The 15650-nt window shown below is 64.2% G+C and carries 10 protein-coding genes; 3 read left to right on the plus strand and 7 right to left on the minus strand.

Going from position 1 to position 15650, the window contains the following annotated elements; genetic code table 11:
• Positions 1 to 55: 55 nt before the first annotated feature.
• Together ACZ0AJ_RS19130 and ACZ0AJ_RS19135 are read right to left on the minus strand one after the other, a co-directional pair.
• Entirely contained in the window at positions 56 to 2179 is a 2124-nt protein-coding gene (locus tag ACZ0AJ_RS19130) for a M3 family metallopeptidase (protein WP_499455995.1), read from the minus strand.
• 96 nt (positions 2180 to 2275) lie between these two features.
• On the minus strand, positions 2276 to 4417 hold the full coding sequence (locus ACZ0AJ_RS19135; protein ID WP_499455997.1) for a M3 family metallopeptidase: 2142 nt from the start codon (positions 4415 to 4417) through the stop codon (positions 2276 to 2278).
• A 193-nt stretch (positions 4418 to 4610) separates the two neighbouring features.
• Here ACZ0AJ_RS19135 and ACZ0AJ_RS19140 point away from each other — a divergent pair, with 193 nt between their 5' ends.
• Positions 4611 to 5903 carry an FAD-dependent oxidoreductase gene (locus ACZ0AJ_RS19140; RefSeq protein ID WP_499455999.1) on the plus strand — a complete coding sequence of 431 codons (1293 nt, stop codon included), beginning with the start codon at positions 4611 to 4613 and terminating at the stop codon, positions 5901 to 5903.
• Here ACZ0AJ_RS19140 and ACZ0AJ_RS19145 read toward each other — a convergent pair.
• From ACZ0AJ_RS19145 to ACZ0AJ_RS19155, 3 genes are all read right to left on the minus strand, one after another.
• Complete coding sequence (locus ACZ0AJ_RS19145; RefSeq protein ID WP_183555154.1) at positions 5900 to 6103, minus strand: SlyX family protein; 204 nt, start codon at positions 6101 to 6103, stop codon at positions 5900 to 5902. The genes ACZ0AJ_RS19140 and ACZ0AJ_RS19145 overlap by 4 nt on opposite strands.
• 62 nt (positions 6104 to 6165) lie before the next feature.
• The gene (locus ACZ0AJ_RS19150) at positions 6166 to 8298 is read right to left on the minus strand and encodes a DUF4214 domain-containing protein (protein ID WP_499456001.1); all 2133 of its coding nucleotides are present in this window, start codon (positions 8296 to 8298) and stop codon (positions 6166 to 6168) included.
• 159 nt (positions 8299 to 8457) lie between these two features.
• Positions 8458 to 10527, minus strand: coding sequence for a UvrD-helicase domain-containing protein (locus tag ACZ0AJ_RS19155; RefSeq protein ID WP_183555152.1), 2070 nt, complete (start codon positions 10525 to 10527; stop codon positions 8458 to 8460).
• Between the two features lie 217 nt (positions 10528 to 10744).
• Here ACZ0AJ_RS19155 and ACZ0AJ_RS19160 point away from each other — a divergent pair, with 217 nt between their 5' ends.
• Entirely contained in the window at positions 10745 to 11230 is a 486-nt protein-coding gene (locus ACZ0AJ_RS19160; RefSeq protein WP_183555151.1) for an SRPBCC family protein, read from the plus strand.
• A 30-nt stretch (positions 11231 to 11260) separates the two neighbouring features.
• Here the strand turns inward: ACZ0AJ_RS19160 and ACZ0AJ_RS19165 are convergent, their stop codons facing one another.
• On the minus strand, positions 11261 to 12700 hold the full coding sequence (locus tag ACZ0AJ_RS19165; protein ID WP_499456003.1) for a dihydrolipoyl dehydrogenase: 1440 nt from the start codon (positions 12698 to 12700) through the stop codon (positions 11261 to 11263).
• Positions 12701 to 12966: 266 nt separating this feature from the next.
• Here ACZ0AJ_RS19165 and ACZ0AJ_RS19170 point away from each other — a divergent pair, with 266 nt between their 5' ends.
• Positions 12967 to 13551: a PEP-CTERM sorting domain-containing protein gene (locus tag ACZ0AJ_RS19170; protein WP_499456004.1), complete on the plus strand. Its 585-nt coding sequence runs from the start codon at positions 12967 to 12969 to the stop codon at positions 13549 to 13551.
• On the opposite strand, the gene ACZ0AJ_RS19175 is transcribed toward ACZ0AJ_RS19170, so the two are convergent.
• Positions 13548 to 15581, minus strand: a complete 2034-nt coding sequence (locus ACZ0AJ_RS19175) for a primosomal protein N' (RefSeq protein ID WP_499456005.1) — start codon at positions 15579 to 15581, stop codon at positions 13548 to 13550. The genes ACZ0AJ_RS19170 and ACZ0AJ_RS19175 overlap by 4 nt on opposite strands.
• Between the last annotated feature and the right edge of the window lie 69 nt (positions 15582 to 15650).

Here is a 15650-nt window from a genome sequence, read left to right on the forward strand (position 1 = left end):
CTCACGGTAAGGATTAGGACCTGCTGGCAGCCGGCGCAGGCCGGCTGCTCCGGCATCAATTCAGGCCGCGGCGCTCGAGCAGCGGCTCGATGACCGGATCGCGGCCACGGAAGGCGCGGTACATCTCGACCGCATCGACGGTGCCGCCCTTCGACAGCACCATATTGCGGAAGCGGTCGCCGTTCTTGCGCTGCAGGCCGCCGTTCTCCTTGAACCACTCGCCGGCATCGGCGTCGAGGCGCTCGGCCCACAGATAGCTGTAGTAGCCGGCCGAATAGCCGCCGCCCATCGCGTGCGAGAAGTACGTGCTGCTGTAGCGCGGCGGGACCGGTGCGAAGTCCAGGCCCGCGTCCTTCAGCGCCTGCTGCTCGAACGTCTTCACGTCGGTCGGGATGGCTTTCGAGCCCAGCTGGTGCCAGCGCTGGTCGAGCACCGCAGCAGCCAGGTACTCGGTGGTGCGGTAGCCTTCATTGAACTTCTGCGAGGCGCGCAGCTTGTCCAGCAGTTCCTTCGGCATCACGGCGCCGGTCTGGTAATGCTTGGCATAGCTGGCCATCACTTCAGGCCAGGCCATCCACATTTCGTAGACCTGCGATGGCAGCTCGACGTAGTCGCGCGGCACGCTGGTGCCCGAGAAGCGCGGGTATTTCACCTTCGAGAACCAGCCGTGGGTTGCGTGGCCGAATTCATGGAACGTCGTGCGCACTTCGTCCCAGGTCAGCAGGGTCGGCTCGCCCGCGGCTGGCTTGGTCAGGTTCAGGTTGTTGGTGATGACCGGCTTCTTGTCGAGCAGGAAGCTCTGGTCAACCAGCGAACTCATCCATGCGCCGCCGCGCTTGTTCGGGCGCGCGTACGGGTCGACCACGAAGATGGCCAGGTGGGCGCCGTTCTCTTCGAACACGTCATACACGCGCACATCGGCGTCGTAGGTCGGCAGGTCGGTGCGGCGCTTGAAGGTGATGCCCCACAGTTTGGTCGCGGCGAAGAACGTGCCTTTCTCCAGCACGTTGTCGAATTCGAAGTATGGCTTGAGCTGGTTGGCGTCGAACGCGTACTTGGCGGTGCGCACCTTGTCGCTGTAGATCGCCCAGTCCTGCGCGGCCAGCTGGAAGCCGCCCTTCTCCGCATCGATCACGGCCTGGATCTCTGCCGCTTCCTTCTTCGCGTTGCGCACGGCCGGCGCGGTCAAATCGCCCAGCAGCTTGTTGACCGACGTGGTGTTCTTGGCCGTCTGGTCCTCGAGCGAGTAGGCGGCGTAGTTCTCGTAGCCCAGCAGCTCGGCGCGTTCAGCGCGCAGTTTCGCCAGTTGCAGCACGACGTCGCGGTTGTCGAATTCGCCGCCGCGGCTGCCGCGGATCATCGACGTGGTGAGCAGCTTTTCGCGCGTGGCGCGGTTGGTCAGCACGGCCAGCGGCGCTTGCTGCGTGGTGTTGACGACCGGGATGACGAACTTGCCTTCCAGGCCGCGCTTGGTCGCTTCGGCGGCGGCCGCGTCGATGGCTTTCTCGGACAGGCCAGCCAGTTCGGCGCGGGTGTCGACGACGAAGGCCGAGGCGTTCACTTCCTTGAGCACGTTCTGGCTGAACTGGGTCTGCAGCGCAGCCAGCTTGCCGTTGTAGTCCTTGAGCTTGACCTTGTCGGCCGCGGACAGGTTGGCGCCGGCGCGCACGAAGTCCTTGTAGTAGCGTTCGAGCAGGAACGCCGATTCGGCGTCCAGGCCCAGCGTGGCGCGCTTGTCGTGCAGCGTCTTGATGCGGGCGAACAGGGCCGGGTTCAGGCGGATCGCGTCGCTGTGGGCCGCGAATTTCGGCGCCAGGTCCTTGTCCAGTGCCTGCAGCGTGTCGTTGGTATACGAACCGGTCAGCGTGTAGAACACGGCGCGCACGCGGCCCAGCAGCTGGCCCGAGCGCTCCATCGCCACGATCGTGTTGTCGAACGTCGGCGCAGCCTTGTTGTTGGCGATTTTGGCGATTTCAGCGGCCTGCTCGCGCATGCCTTCGTCGAACGCCGGCGCAAAGTGCTCGTTCTTGATCTTGTCAAAGGCCGGGTAGCCGTATTGCAGGGTGCTCGGCTTGGCGAACGGATTCGAGGCTGGCAGCGCGGCGCTGGCCGACTTGGAAAACGCGATGGTGGCAAGGGCAACGCCGGCTGCGATCAGCAGCAGTTTTGGACGGTTCATGGAGTCTCTTGTACGAAAGGAGAAAAAGGCATGTCAGTAGCGCAGCGCCCCGCCGGCACCGCTCGTGACGGTGCAGACGGGATGCTGGCATGGGCATCAGTCGTTCGACGGCGTCGCGGTCAGGCCGCGGCGTTCCAGCAGTGGGCCGATGACCGGATCGCGGCCACGGAAGTTGCGGAACAGGTCCATCGCTTCTTGCGTGCCGCCACGCGAGAGCAGCGTCTTGCGGAAATGGTCGCCGTTCTTGCGCGTCAGGCCACCGCTTTCGGTGAACCACTTGACCGTCTCGGCGTCCAGGCGCTCGCTCCACAGGTAGGCGTAGTAGCCGGCCGAATAGCCGCCGCCCATCGAGTGCGAGAAGTACGCGCTGCGGTAGCGCGGCGGCACCGGAGCGTACGCGACGCCCGCATCGGCCAGCGCCTTCGCCTCGAAGCTCAGCACGTCGGTCGGCACCTGGTTTGGCGTGATCTGGTGCCAGCGCTGGTCGAGCAGCGCCGCCGCCAGGTAGGCGGTGGTGGTGTAGCCCTGGCCGAACTTCTTCGACGCCACGACCTTGTCCAGCAAGTCCTTCGGCATCGGCGCGCCGGTCTTGTAATGCTTGGCGTAGTTGGCCAGCACTTCAGGCCAGGTCACCCACATTTCGTTGACCTGCGACGGATACTCGACGAAGTCGCGCGGCACGTTCGTGCCCGAGAATTTCGGGTACTTCACGTCCGAGAACATGCCATGCAGCGCGTGGCCGAATTCGTGGAACGCGGTGACCACTTCGTCGTACGTCAGCAGCGTCGGCTCGCCATTTGGCGGCTTTGGAATGTTCAGGTGGTTGCCGATGACCGGCTTCTGACCCAGCAGGTGCGATTGCGAGACGTACTCGTTCATCCAGGCGCCGCCCTGCTTGTTGCTGCGTGCGTACGGGTCGAAGATGAAGATCGTCAGCAGCTTGCCATCGACGTCGTACACGTCGAAGGTGCGCACGTCGGGGTCGTACGTTGGCAGGTCCTTGCGTTCCTTGAACGTGACGCCGTATTCCTTGGTCGCGGCGAAGAACACGCCATCGACCAGCACGCGGTTCAGTTCAAAGTACGGGCGCAGCTGGCTGTCGTCGAAATTGAATTTCTCGGCGCGCACCTTGTCGGCGTACAGCGGCCAGTCCCAGCTTGCCACTTCGAATTTGCCACCGTCCTTGTTGATTGCGGCCTGGATCTCGACGGCTTCCTTCTTCGCGTTGGTGACGGCCGGCTTGGCCAGGTCGCCCAGCAGCTTGTTGACGGCGGCCGGGTTGCGCGCGGTTTCCAGCTCTTGCGAGTAGGCCGCAAAGTTCGGGTAACCCAGCAGCACGGCGCGTTCGGCGCGCAGCTTGGCCAGGCGCAGCACCTGCTTGGTGGTATCGAATTCGCCGCCCTTGGTGCCGCGCTCGAGCGAGGCTTTCATCAGGCGCTCGCGCGTGGCGCGGTGCGTCAGCACGGACAGGCCAGGCTGGATCGAGGTGTTGACGATCGGGATTGCGAACTTGCCCTTCTGGCCGCGTTTGGTGGCCTCAAGAGCAGCGGCATTGATCTCGGCGTCGGACAGGCCCGCCAATTCAGCACGGGTGTTCACGATCAGGGCGGCGGCATTCGCGCCCTTGAGCACGCGCTGCTGGAAGTCGGATTGCAGCGAGGCGATCTCGCCGTTGTAGGCCTTCAGCTTGGCCTGGTTGGCCGCCGACAGGTTGGCGCCGGCGCGCACGAATTCCTTGTAATAGCGCTCGAGCAGGTGCGTCGATTCGGCGTCCAGGCCCAGGGACGCGCGCTTGTCGTGCAGCGCCTTGACGCGCGCGAACAGCTTCGCGTTCAGGTGGATCGCATCGGTGTGCGCCGCCAGCTTGGGCGACATCTCGCGATCGACCGCATCGAGCGTGTCGTTGGTGTTGGCGCCGTGCAGATTGCTGAAGGTCGCGTTCACGCGCGCCAGCAACTGGCCGGATTTTTCCAGCGCCACGATCGTGTTGTCGAACGTTGGCGCGGCCTTGTCATTGGCGATCGCCTCGACTTCGCGCAGTTCTTCGCGCATGCCGGCAGCGAATGCAGGCAGGTAGTGCGCATCCTTGATCTTGTCGAACGCCGGGTATTGCAGCGGCAGGCTGCTGGGCTTGGCGAACGGGTTGGAAGCGTCGAGGGCGGGTGCGGCAGGTGCTGCGATGGCGGAACACGCCAGCGCGACGCTGGCTGCCACGATGAGCAGTTGAGGACGGATCATGAGGTCTTTCGCTAACACTGAGGAAGGGCGCTGTCGCCAACGGCTCGACAGCAGTGCGCTGAAGATCATAGCAGGCTTGCATGGCGCTTGTAACAATTAAAAAGTACCGCAATGTATCAATCCGCAGCCCCTGTATTGACGTGCATACGGGGCGCGCCGTGTTAGCATCGAGGCCCTTTTGCGGCACCTTTCCATGACCCTTTCTTCCTCTTCCTTCGACGCCATCGTGGTCGGCACCGGCCCTGGCGGGGCCAGCGTCGCGCGCGAACTGGCGCGTGCCGGCAGCCGGGTCCTGCTACTCGAACAGGGCGGCGCCGCGCCGCTCGCCGGCACCGTCACGCAGATGGCATCGATGGCGGCCGTGCCGGGGCGCGGCGCTTTCATCCACCGCGATGCGTCGCTGCTGGTGGGCGGCACGACGCTGGGCGGCAGCTCGGCCGTCAATTTCGCCACTGCGGCCGCGCCGCCGGCGGGCTACTTTGCCGCGTACGGCATCGACCTGGCCCCGAGCCTGGCCGCACTGCGCGCGGAATTGCCGCTCGCGCCCCTGCCCGATACGCTGGTCGGCCCCATGGCCACGCGCATCATGACGGCGGCGCATGCGGCCGGCATCGACTGGAAAAAGCTCGACAAGATGATCCGGCCGGCGCTGTGCCGCAGCGGCTGCTGGCGTTGTACCTATGGCTGCCCGTACGGCGCCAAATGGAGTGCCCGCGATTTCGTAGAACAGGCGGTGGAGCTTGGCGCCGTGCTGCAGACAGGCAGCCGCGTCACGCGCGTGCTGCTGGAGGGAGGCCGGGCCAGCGGCGTCGAGGTGAAGCATGGCGGGCAGCTGCAGACCATCCACGCGCCGCTGGTGATTCTGAGTGGCGGCGGGATCGGCAGCCCGCGCATCCTGCATGCGTCAGGGCTGGGACCGCGCGATGCGCCGTTCTTCAGCGATCCGGTGGTCGCCGTGATGGGCAGTGTGGCCGACATCGATGGCGGCGCCGAAGTGCCAATGGCGGCCGGCTGGCACGACCCGGAAGCCGGCATCGCGCTGGCCGACCTGACCTTGCCGCGCCCGATGTACCAGGCCTTCGCGACGCAGGTCGGGCGCGTGGACCGCCTGTTCGCGCACCGGCGCACCCTCTGCATCATGGTCAAGATTCGTGACGACATCAGCGGACGCGTCGGACCGCGCTGGGCCGACAAGCGTTTGAGCGATGGCGACCGCATGCGCCTGCAGCAGGGCGAACGAATGGCGCGCACGATCCTGGAGGCGGCCGGTGCGCGGCACGTGTTCAAGAGCTGGCATTTCGCCGCGCACCCGGGCGGCAGCGTGCGCATCGGCGCCGGGGTCGATGCGAACCTTCAGACGAAGGCACCGGGTCTGTATGTGTGCGACGCGTCTGTGATCCCGCAGCCATGGGGCTTGCCGCCGACACTCACCCTGCTGTGCCTGGGCAAGCGCCTGGGGCAGCACCTGGCGAGTGGGGTGACTTAATAGTGCGGGGGGCGTTCGTTGAGTGGCGCCTGGCCGGCATCGCGCAGGGAGCGCAGGTGGTCAGCCAGCTTGCCGACCATTGCCTCGAGCTCGTCGATACGGCGCTCCTGGCGGTAGATGGTCTTGTTCAGCTCATCGAGCAGGTCTTCCTGCTGGGAGAGCTTGATTTCAAGATTGACGAAACGTTCTTCCTGGTCCACGGCGCACTCCGGTAAAGCCGGCATTATGCCAGCATGACCGGATGCGCCGCGCACCTGGCCGGTCAGGCGTAGGGAATGAAGTCCAGGCCCTTGCCGACTGTGTCGATGACGAGGGCCTGGTTTTCCGGGCTTTCGCTGAACTCGATCACCATCTGGGCCCTGCCGATGATGTCGATCTGCGCCGTCCAGTACAGCAGGCCGCCAGCATCCGGCGCGCGATCGAGCACGTTGTCGTACAGCTTGTAGATGAATTCCTGATTCGTCGGATTGGCGCCGTATTGATCAGCAAACTCTTTCGATTGCATGAAACCACGGGCGATTGCACTGAGCGACGTGCCGTTATCGAGCTCCCTGGTCCAGAAGCCCAGGCCGGCGTCATCGGATTCGCGGTTCATGACCGCCTGGTACAAGCGGAAGATCTTGGCCGAATTGTCGTCGATCGCCTTCCAGCCATCGTTGAACTGGATGCGCTCGACATTGAACAGGCCGTCGACCTCGCCATTGGCGCCTGTTACCGAATAGCCCCAGGTTTCCTTCTTGACCGCAAAGTCGGCGCGTGCGCCGCCAAACACCACGGTATCGATGCCGGCGCCGGCATCCACGGCGGTGCTGCCTGCATTCATGACGATGGTGTCGGCGTTCGCGGTGCCGGCCTGATAGCCTGCGTGCGAGATCGATACGGCAGCCGTGGCTTGCCCGGCGCGGGCATTGCCGGCCAGGTCGAGCGACGTCACGATCACGTTGTAATTACCATTTGGCAGCGGTTGCGACGTCAGCGACCATGCGCCATTCGCGTCCACCACGGTGCTGCCGATCTTGGTGAAGTCGCCGTCGCGATACAGTTCGATCGTGGTGCCGGCTTCGCCGCTGCCGCTGAAGACCGGCTTGTTGCCGCCCGCAGGCATGACAATATTGACGGTGGGGATCGACGGTGGCGTGGCGTCGATGTGGAACGTGACGCCGCTGCTGCCCGTCGACACGTTACCGGCCGCATCGGTGGCGGTGGCGTAGGCGCGGTAGTTCAGGCCGTCGGCCAGCGCCACGGTCGAGCGGGCGCTCCACAAGCCATTCGCGTCTGCCGTGGCGGTGGCGATGACCTGGTCATTGAGATAGACCTTGACCGTCGCATTCGCTTCTGCCGTACCGTTCATGCCCGGCTGGCTGCCGCGCGCATACAGGGAGCCATTCTGCGTCACGGCCATGACCGGCGGTGGCGGCGCCACGTTATCGGTCGCCACACTGGCGCGCTCGACGCGCATGTCGGCAAACTGCAGCCATTCGACATTGCGCAGCGTATCGGTGCCATCGGCCCCCGTCACCGCCAGCGCGCCATCGGCCAGCGTGGAAAATGCATATCCACCGCGATTGCCATTGAAAATTACCGTGTCCGTGCCTGCGCCGCCGTCAATCATGTCGTTTCCTCCGTTGCCCTGCAATGTGTCGTTGAATTGGGTGCCGGTCAGGACCTCGTCCTTGTAGCTGCCCGTCAGATAGCGTGCGCCTGTTGTGCTGTTGATGCCGAGCTCACCGCGCAGACCGTCGCCGCCATACAGCCAGTTCAGTGCTGCGATGTCGTAGGGCTGGTAAGTGCTGTGCCAACCGCCGGCGCTGGTGTACGACATGATCGTATTGCTTGTGTTGTCTTCGCTGTCGGGAAGCACGGCCAGATTGTCATCACCGGGTTCCGAGAACGGGTGCTTCAGGCCCAGGGCGTGGCCCAGTTCGTGCAGCAGGGTTTCGTACCCCTGGGTGCCAACCGACAGGTTTTGCGTCATCGCGCGCCACTCGGTGTTGTCCAGATAGACGTAAGCATTGGCGCTGTACGCGGTCAGCGTGGTCTCGGTGCCGGTACGCTGCGACAGCCAGCTGTTCAGGCCCGTCGTGTAAGCGCCATCCAGGTTCAGATTGGCCAGATGGAACTGGGCGCTCGTGCCGGATGTCGTTTCCTGAAACTGGATCCCGGTCACTTGCTGCAGATAATTGAACGCCGTACGGGCATTGGCTTGCTGCGACACGCTGAACGCTTCCTGACCGGTCCGGTCTCTTTCGTTGCCCGAGGCGATCGAGAAGGTATAGAACAGGACGTTAGCGTTGTTATTGCTGAGGAAGTTCCAGTCCGGTCCCTTGTCCAGCAAGGCGTCGATGTGGTTCAGTCCGGTAAGCGGGGTGACAGTGATGTCGGAAGGAGTTGCCATGAATCAGCCAATAATCGTTGCAGCAAGGTAAATGCCGTGGGAATTTAGATATCAAAATCGCGTTTTCCCGGCAAGTATTTCTTGCTCGACACATGAAGTCAAATAGCATTTCAATCGTGCGCACGACTTGCCGATCCATCAAGGCTTGCGCACAACGGTTTACTCCGGAACCGGCCTCGGTGTTGCCAACAAGGCTTTCAAACTTGCCAATCTTGCCTTTGGACTCAGTATTTCCGACTCCATCGGCGCGGCCTCGCCAACGTCCAGCGCCATTTCCTTGATGAAGCGCGACGGGTCGCAATTGACCAGCTCTCCCGCACGTTTTCTCCGCTTGCACCAGCTCACGTGCAGCGTGCGCTGGGCGCGAGTGATGCCCACATACATCAGGCGCCGCTCTTCCTGGATGCGCGCCGAGATCGTTTCAATGGACGCGTCCGGGTCGCCCTTGTGCGGCAGGATGCCCTCCTCCACGCCGACCAGGTACACGTGCGGATACTCCAGCCCTTTTGACGCGTGCAGCGTCGACATGCGCACGGCATCCTGCTCCTCATCCTGGCCTTCGAGCATCGACATCAGCGCCACCATCTGCGTCAGTTCCAGCAGGTTCTTTTCTTCGCCATCGCGGTCGCGCCCGCCACGGCCGCGGTCCTTGAGCCAGTTGGTAAATTCGAGCACGTTCTGCCATTTGGCCTGGGCCGCGCGATCGTCGAAGCCCTCGTACAGGTAATGCTCGTAATTCATTTCCTTCATCATGTCGTCGAGCACCTCGGCCGCATGGTCGCCGGCGCCCAGCGGGCCGGGCCGCGTCGCGCGGTCTTCCAGCTCGCTGATGAAATGGCAGAAGTTGCGCACCGATCCCAGTTGCCGTTCCGCCAGCTTGGCCTCGATGCCGCCCTTGCGCGCTGCCTCGAACAGCGAGCAATTCCACTGCTTCGAAAATTCGCCCAGCACTTCGAGCGTGGCCATGCCGACCCCGCGCTTGGGCGTCGTGATGGCGCGGATGAAGGCCGGGTCGTCGTCCTGGTTGGCGATCAGGCGCAGGTAGGCAATGATGTCCTTGATCTCGGCCTTGTCGAAGAAGCTCTGGCCGCCCGACATCGTGTACGGGATGCGCTCCTTGCGCAGCGCCTGCTCCATCACGCGCGCCTGGTGGTTGCCGCGGTACAGGATCGCGAAATCGGACCAGTTGTTCTTGCGCTGAAAATGCTCGGACGAAATCAGCATCGCGATCTGGTCGGCTTCCTGATCGTCGTTCTGCATGCCCATCACCTTGATCGGCTCGCCCAGGCCGTGCTCGGACCACAGCGACTTCTCGAAGATTTTCGGGTTGTTGCCGATCACGGCATTGGCCGCCTGCAGGATGCGGGTGGTGGAGCGGTAGTTCTGCTCGAGCTTGATCACGCGCAGGTCGGGGAAATCGACCTGCAGCGTTTTCAGGTTCTCGACCGAGGCGCCGCGCCAGGCGTAGATCGCCTGGTCATCGTCGCCCACGGCGGTAAACATCGGCTTCTTGCCCAGGCCCGTCACCAGGAGCTTGACCAGCTCGTACTGGCAGGTATTGGTGTCCTGGTATTCGTCCATCAACAGGTAGCGCAGGCGGCGCTGCCAGCGGTCGCGGATCGGCTCGTTGTTGCGGAACAATTCCACCGGCAAGCGGATCAGGTCATCGAAGTCGACCGCCTGGTAGGCCTGCAGCGTGGCGACATAGCTGCGGTAGACGCGCCCGGCCTGGGCTTCGTCTTCGTCGCGCGCGGCCTTGATCGCGTCTTCCGGGTCGACCAGGCCGTTCTTCCACAGCGAAATCGTGTTCTGGATGCGGCGGATTTCCTGTTTATCGGTGCTCAGCGCCAGGTCGGACACGATCGTGTAGCAGTCATCGCTGTCCATGATCGAAAACTTGTCCTTCAGCCCCACCCCGGCCGCTTCCTGGCGCAGGATGCGCACGCCCAGCGAGTGGAAGGTCGACACGGTCAGTTGCTTGGCCTGCTTCGGCTGCTTGAGCAGCTTGGCGATGCGCTCCTGCATCTCGAGCGCCGCCTTGTTGGTAAAGGTCAGGGCGGCAATCGTGCGTGGATCGTAGCCGCAGTGCTCGATCATGTAGGCGATCTTTTGCGTGATCACGCGCGTCTTGCCGGACCCGGCGCCAGCGAGCACCAGGCAAGGGCCGTCCAGATACAGCGCGGCTTCGCTCTGCGGCCCGTTGAGGCCGAACTTTGGTGCGTTTGACATGGGGAAGTTTTCGGTGGGACAGAGAGCGATTGTAACAATCTGGCGGGCGCAGCGGGCGATGGCGCGCTTCCGGCAAGGTCGGATTGCAACAAGCCGCTATCCGGCTTTGCTGCCCGGCACGCTCCTGCGAGTCAGCCGGGGATCGGGTACCATGCGACCTTTGCCAGCGAGACGCCAGACGCGACGCTGCAGCCCCATTTTTCTGGAAATCTGCCACATGAAATTCGAACATCTCGTCGAAATCAACGATCCGATGAACCCGCTGCTCGACACGCTCACCCGCGAGCAGCTCTGGCACGGTCTGGTGCTGCGCGCCGAGCAGCCAAAATTGTTCATTCCGCACCTGGACGCCTGCGAGATTCTGGAGCGCGACGCCGGCGTCATGCGCCGCCGCCTGACCTTCGGTCCGCTGGTGATCGAAGACAAGGTCACCCTGACCCCGCTGCAGGAAGTGCACTACGACGTGCCGGCCCAGGGCGACATCGCCGCCTCGACGCTGCGCATGGTGATCGAGGCGCCCACCAGCGCCATGCTGCTGGTGCGCTTCTGCTACGACGACGGCATGGGCGAACACGTCGACCAGGCCAATGCGATGTACGACGAGTTCAAGAAGTCGGCGTACGAAGAAGCCGACATCGACACGGTGCGCGTCCTGCGCCAGCTGGCCGGCCAGGGCAAGCTGGCCACCACGCTGCTGAACTGATCAACTGATCGACTGAATCAGCTGCACGGTTCAGAGGCCGGGTTCGGTCTCGCCCGTGTGGGTGCTGCTCTCGCCCTGCGACAGATTGGTCGCCAGGTCGCGCAGCGCGGTGCGTACGCCTTCTTCGATCACCGGATGGTAGAACGGCATCTCCAGCATCTGGTCGACCGTCATGCGCATCTGGCACGCCCATGACAGCAGGTGGGCCAGGTGTTCGGCGCGCGGCGCAATCATCTCGGCGCCCAGGAACAGGCGCGAGCCATATTCGGCATACACCCGCAGCATCCCCTTGTTCTGCAGCATGACGCGGCTGCGGCCCTGGTTCTCGAACGATACGCTGCCCACGGCGAACTTGGGCTGGCCGCTCGCGGACAGGGCGCGATAACTCTTGCCCAGCGTGGCGATATTTGGCTCGGTGAAGGCCACCGCGATCGGCGTGCGGCGCAGGCCCGGGCGCACGTCGGGGTAGCGGCCCGCATTGTCGCCGGCGATCTTGCCGTGGTCGGCCGCATCGTGCAGCAGCGGCCTCTCGTTGTTGGCGTCGCCCGCGATGAAGATATGGCTGCCGCCGCACTGCATGGTGCGCGCGTCGAAGGTCGGGATGCCGTCAGCGCCCCGCTCCAGGCCGGTCAGTTCGAGGCCCAGGTCATGCACGTTCGGCGTGCGCCCGGCCGCCATCAGCACGTACTGGAAGCGCTCGCTGCTTTCCTTGCCCAGCGCGTCGCGCACATGCAGCACCACCTCGTCGCCATCCTGCACCGCTTTTACGATCTCGCTCTGGAACGCGATGTCGACTTCCTCGCCCAGCACGCGCGCCGCGCAGCGCAGCACTTCGGGGTCGCTGATGTTGGCGATGGAGCCGCCGCGCGCGTAGAAACGCACGCGCACGCCGAGACGGCTCAGGGCCTGGCCCAGTTCGAGGCCGATCACGCCGGTGCCGATCACGGCCACCGAGGCCGGCAGGTCGTCCCAGTAAAACACGTCGTCGCTGGTGACGATGCCGGGGCCGACGTTCTCGAGATGCGGCAGGCGCAGCGGCGTGGAGCCGGTGGCGATGACGACGCGCCCTGCGTGGATCTCGGTATGGTCGTCGACCTGCAGCGTGCACGGGCCGGTAAAGCGCGCGTGGCCCTGCAGGCGGTCATGGAGGGGGATGGCTTCCACGGCCTCGAGTACGAAGCCAACGAAGCGGTCGCGTTCGCGCTGCACGCGCGCCATCACGGCCGGGCCGTCGATCCGCACTTCGCCGGCATGCACGCCGAACGGACCGGACGTGTGCAGCGCGTGCGCCGCCTCGGCCGCGGCGATCAGGAGCTTGCTCGGCATGCAGCCGACCCGGGCGCAGGTCGTGCCGTAGTGCGCGCCCTCGATCACCACGGTGCGCGCGCCCTGCGCTTTGGCCGCGCGATAGGCCGTCATGCCGGCGGTGCCGGTGCCGATGACGGCGACATCCACGTTCAATTGTTTCATGGTGCTCTTTCGCTGTTTCTTCGCTGTTAACAGACAAAACGATACGCTATTTCACGCGCGCCGGTGGCACTACGAACCGATTCAGCATGCAACCCAGCGCCAGGGTGTGCGCAACCAACGTGAATGCCTGTCGATGAATCTTACAAGTTTCAAGTCAAAACATTAATTTCGGAAATTTTAGCGATAAAAATCAATCATCTGGCTTCTATATATAAATTCGGCATGATATTTGCTATCCCTGTGAGTTCACCCACCAAGGAGATCCCATGTCACTTGCTTCCTTCAACAAACTGCTTGTTAGCCTCTCGCTGTTCGCTTGCTCGTCCGTGTTTGCTGCGCCGCTCGTTGTCAATGTTGCTGGGGTCACGAGCGAGGGTGAGATCGGCGATTCAGGCAATACCGTGCTGAACTTTAACGTCGGCGCCAATTCGGTCATCACCAGCGTGGCCTACTCGCTGAACCTGACGGCGTTCTCGCCGAGCTGGCTGTCTGAAATCGGCCTGGCGTTCACCGACTCGGACGGCATCGAAGGCGTGGTGTTCAACCCGGGTTTCGGCGATGACACTCCTGGCACCGCAACCTACACCGGTTCTGCCGATCTGATCGACTTTGGCCTGGATTTTGCGGTCGGCGCCGACGGCATCCTGCGCCTGGAATTCTATGAAGACTTCGACGACTTCGCTGGCGTCGATGGCATCTGGAACTTCGGCACGCTCACGTTTGGCGTGGAAACGGTCGGCGGTGAAGTGCCTGAGCCGGCCACCGGCCTGCTGCTGGGCGCCGGTCTGGCCATGATGGGCTATGCCGGCCGTCGCCGCCAGGCAGCGCGCAAGGTTGCCACCGCAGCTTAAATATCGAGCGGGTCGACTTCGAGCGACCATTTCACGCGGGCCTTCATGGCCCGCAGCGCTTCCATCCACTCGCGCAGGAACGCCTGCAAGGCCGGGCGCGAGCTGGACTCCACCAGCAGCTGGGCGCGGTCCATATTGTGCACGCGTGTCATCGTCATCGGGATCGGGTCGTTGATCAAAATCCCGTCGTGCGCCAGGCAGTCGCGCGCGTTTTCCAGAAACGCAATCGCAATCGGCAGCTCGCGCGCTTCGGCCCGCAGCAAGGCCTGGTACATATATGGCGGGAGGCCCGCTTCGCGCCGTTCGTCGAGCAACTGGCCGGCAAAGCGCTCGTAATCGTGGCGCATTACCGCGCCGTACAGCGGGTGCTGCACGTAACGGGTCTGCACCAGCACCTCGGATGGGGCCCCGGCCCGCCCTGCCCGCCCCGCCACCTGCATCAGCTGCGCAAACAGACGCTCGCTGGCGCGGTAGTCCTGCGAGAACAGCGCCGTATCCGGGTTCAGGATGCCCACCAGCGTGAGCTTCTTGAAGTCGTGGCCCTTGGCGACCATCTGGGTGCCGATCAGGATATCGACCTCGCCCCGGTGCACGCTGTCGAACGCCGCCTGCGCGCTGCCCTTCAGGCGCGTGGAGTCGGCATCGATGCGCAGGATGCGCGCCTCGGGAAACATCGCCCGCAAGCCTTCTTCGACGCGCTGCGTGCCACGGCCCAATGGCTGGATGTCGACGTTGCCGCAGGTCGGGCATGAGCGCGGGATGCGCAGCTCCAGGCTGCAGTGGTGGCAGCGCAGCCGGTTCTCGGGCTTGTGCAGCACCATGAAGGCGGTGCAGCGCGTGCAGTCGCTGATCCAGCCGCAGGCATCGCACGAAATCACGGGGGCGTAGCCGCGCCGGTTCAAGAACAGCAGCGACTGCTCACCGCGTTCCAGGCGCAGGCGCAGCGCGGCGACCATCTCGGCGGTCAGGCCGTCGCGCCCGCGGTCGCGCTCCATGTCGATCAGGCGTACGCGCGGCAGCACCGCATCCTGCACGGCGCGCTCGCGCAGGTCGAGCCGTTGGTAACGCCCCGAGCGCGCGTGGTGCCACGATTCGAGCGATGGCGTGGCCGAACCCAGCACGATCGGAATGCCCAGCTGGTGCGCGCGCCAGACGGCCAGATCGCGCGCCGAATAGCGCAGGCCTTCCTGCTGCTTGTACGACGGGTCGTGCTCTTCGTCGATCACGATCAGTTGCAGGTGCGGCAGCGACGCCAGCAGCGAAAGCCGCGTGCCCAGCACGATGCGCGCCTGGCCCAGGTGCGCCGCCAGCCAGTGCAGCATGCGCTCGCCCTCGGACAGGCTACTGTGCAGCGTGGCGAGCATCATGCCCGGAAAGCGCGCCCGGATATTGCCTTCGAGCTGCGGCGTGAGGTTGATTTCAGGGACCATGATCAGAATCTGCGCCTGTGGATCGCGCGCCAGCACCTGGGCGCAGGCTTGCAGATAGACCTCGGTCTTGCCGCTGCCAGTCACGCCCCATAACAGGAACGGGTTGAAACCGGTGGCACCGCCAATGGCGTCGGCTGCCTCTTGCTGGGCCGTGTTCAGGACGGGCATGCCTACGGCGGTAGCGTCCTGCCCGGCGTCGAGCTTGGCCAGTTTTTTCAGTGCGCGTCCCAGCGCCACTGTTTTGGGCACCCGCAGGTTCTTCGGCAAGCCGGGCAACGCGACTTCGCCGAGCGGGCGCTGGTAGTACTCGGCGGCAAACTTCGCCAGCGCGAGCCAGCGCCCGGACAGCGGCGCCAGTTCGCTCCGCACAGCCAGCGCATCCTTGAGTTTTTCGGGCGGTACGTCGCTGGTGGACTTGACCGCGACGATCAGGGCCATCACCTCGCGCCGCGCAAACGACACCAGCGCCAGCTGGCCAGGCAGCGGTTCATCTCCCGGCTGGCAGGGCCAGCGGTAGTCGAAACTGCTGTTGAGCGGCGTATCGATCACGACTTCGAGGAAGCAGTGCGGTGTGACCGGTGCTTGGTTGCTGGTTGACAATCTAGGCCCTGTGCAAATCTGTGGAGAACTTTGTGAATAGTCGGGGACTTGACCCCATCAAAGGTTTAC

The organism is Telluria sp. AC161, assembly GCF_979258535.1.

Excerpts from the sequence above, each read along its gene's own strand:
- ACZ0AJ_RS19140 (WP_499455999.1), top strand. The coding sequence starts at position 4,611 with ATGACCCTTTCTTCCTCTTCCTTCGACGCCATCGTGGTCGGCACCGGC.
- ACZ0AJ_RS19160 (WP_183555151.1), top strand. The coding sequence starts at position 10,745 with ATGAAATTCGAACATCTCGTCGAAATCAACGATCCGATGAACCCGCTG.
- ACZ0AJ_RS19165 (WP_499456003.1), bottom strand. The coding sequence starts at position 12,700 with ATGAAACAATTGAACGTGGATGTCGCCGTCATCGGCACCGGCACCGCC.
- ACZ0AJ_RS19150 (WP_499456001.1), bottom strand. The coding sequence starts at position 8,298 with ATGGCAACTCCTTCCGACATCACTGTCACCCCGCTTACCGGACTGAAC.
- ACZ0AJ_RS19135 (WP_499455997.1), bottom strand. The coding sequence starts at position 4,417 with ATGATCCGTCCTCAACTGCTCATCGTGGCAGCCAGCGTCGCGCTGGCG.
- ACZ0AJ_RS19170 (WP_499456004.1), top strand. The coding sequence starts at position 12,967 with ATGTCACTTGCTTCCTTCAACAAACTGCTTGTTAGCCTCTCGCTGTTC.
- ACZ0AJ_RS19130 (WP_499455995.1), bottom strand. The coding sequence starts at position 2,179 with ATGAACCGTCCAAAACTGCTGCTGATCGCAGCCGGCGTTGCCCTTGCC.
- ACZ0AJ_RS19155 (WP_183555152.1), bottom strand. The coding sequence starts at position 10,527 with ATGTCAAACGCACCAAAGTTCGGCCTCAACGGGCCGCAGAGCGAAGCC.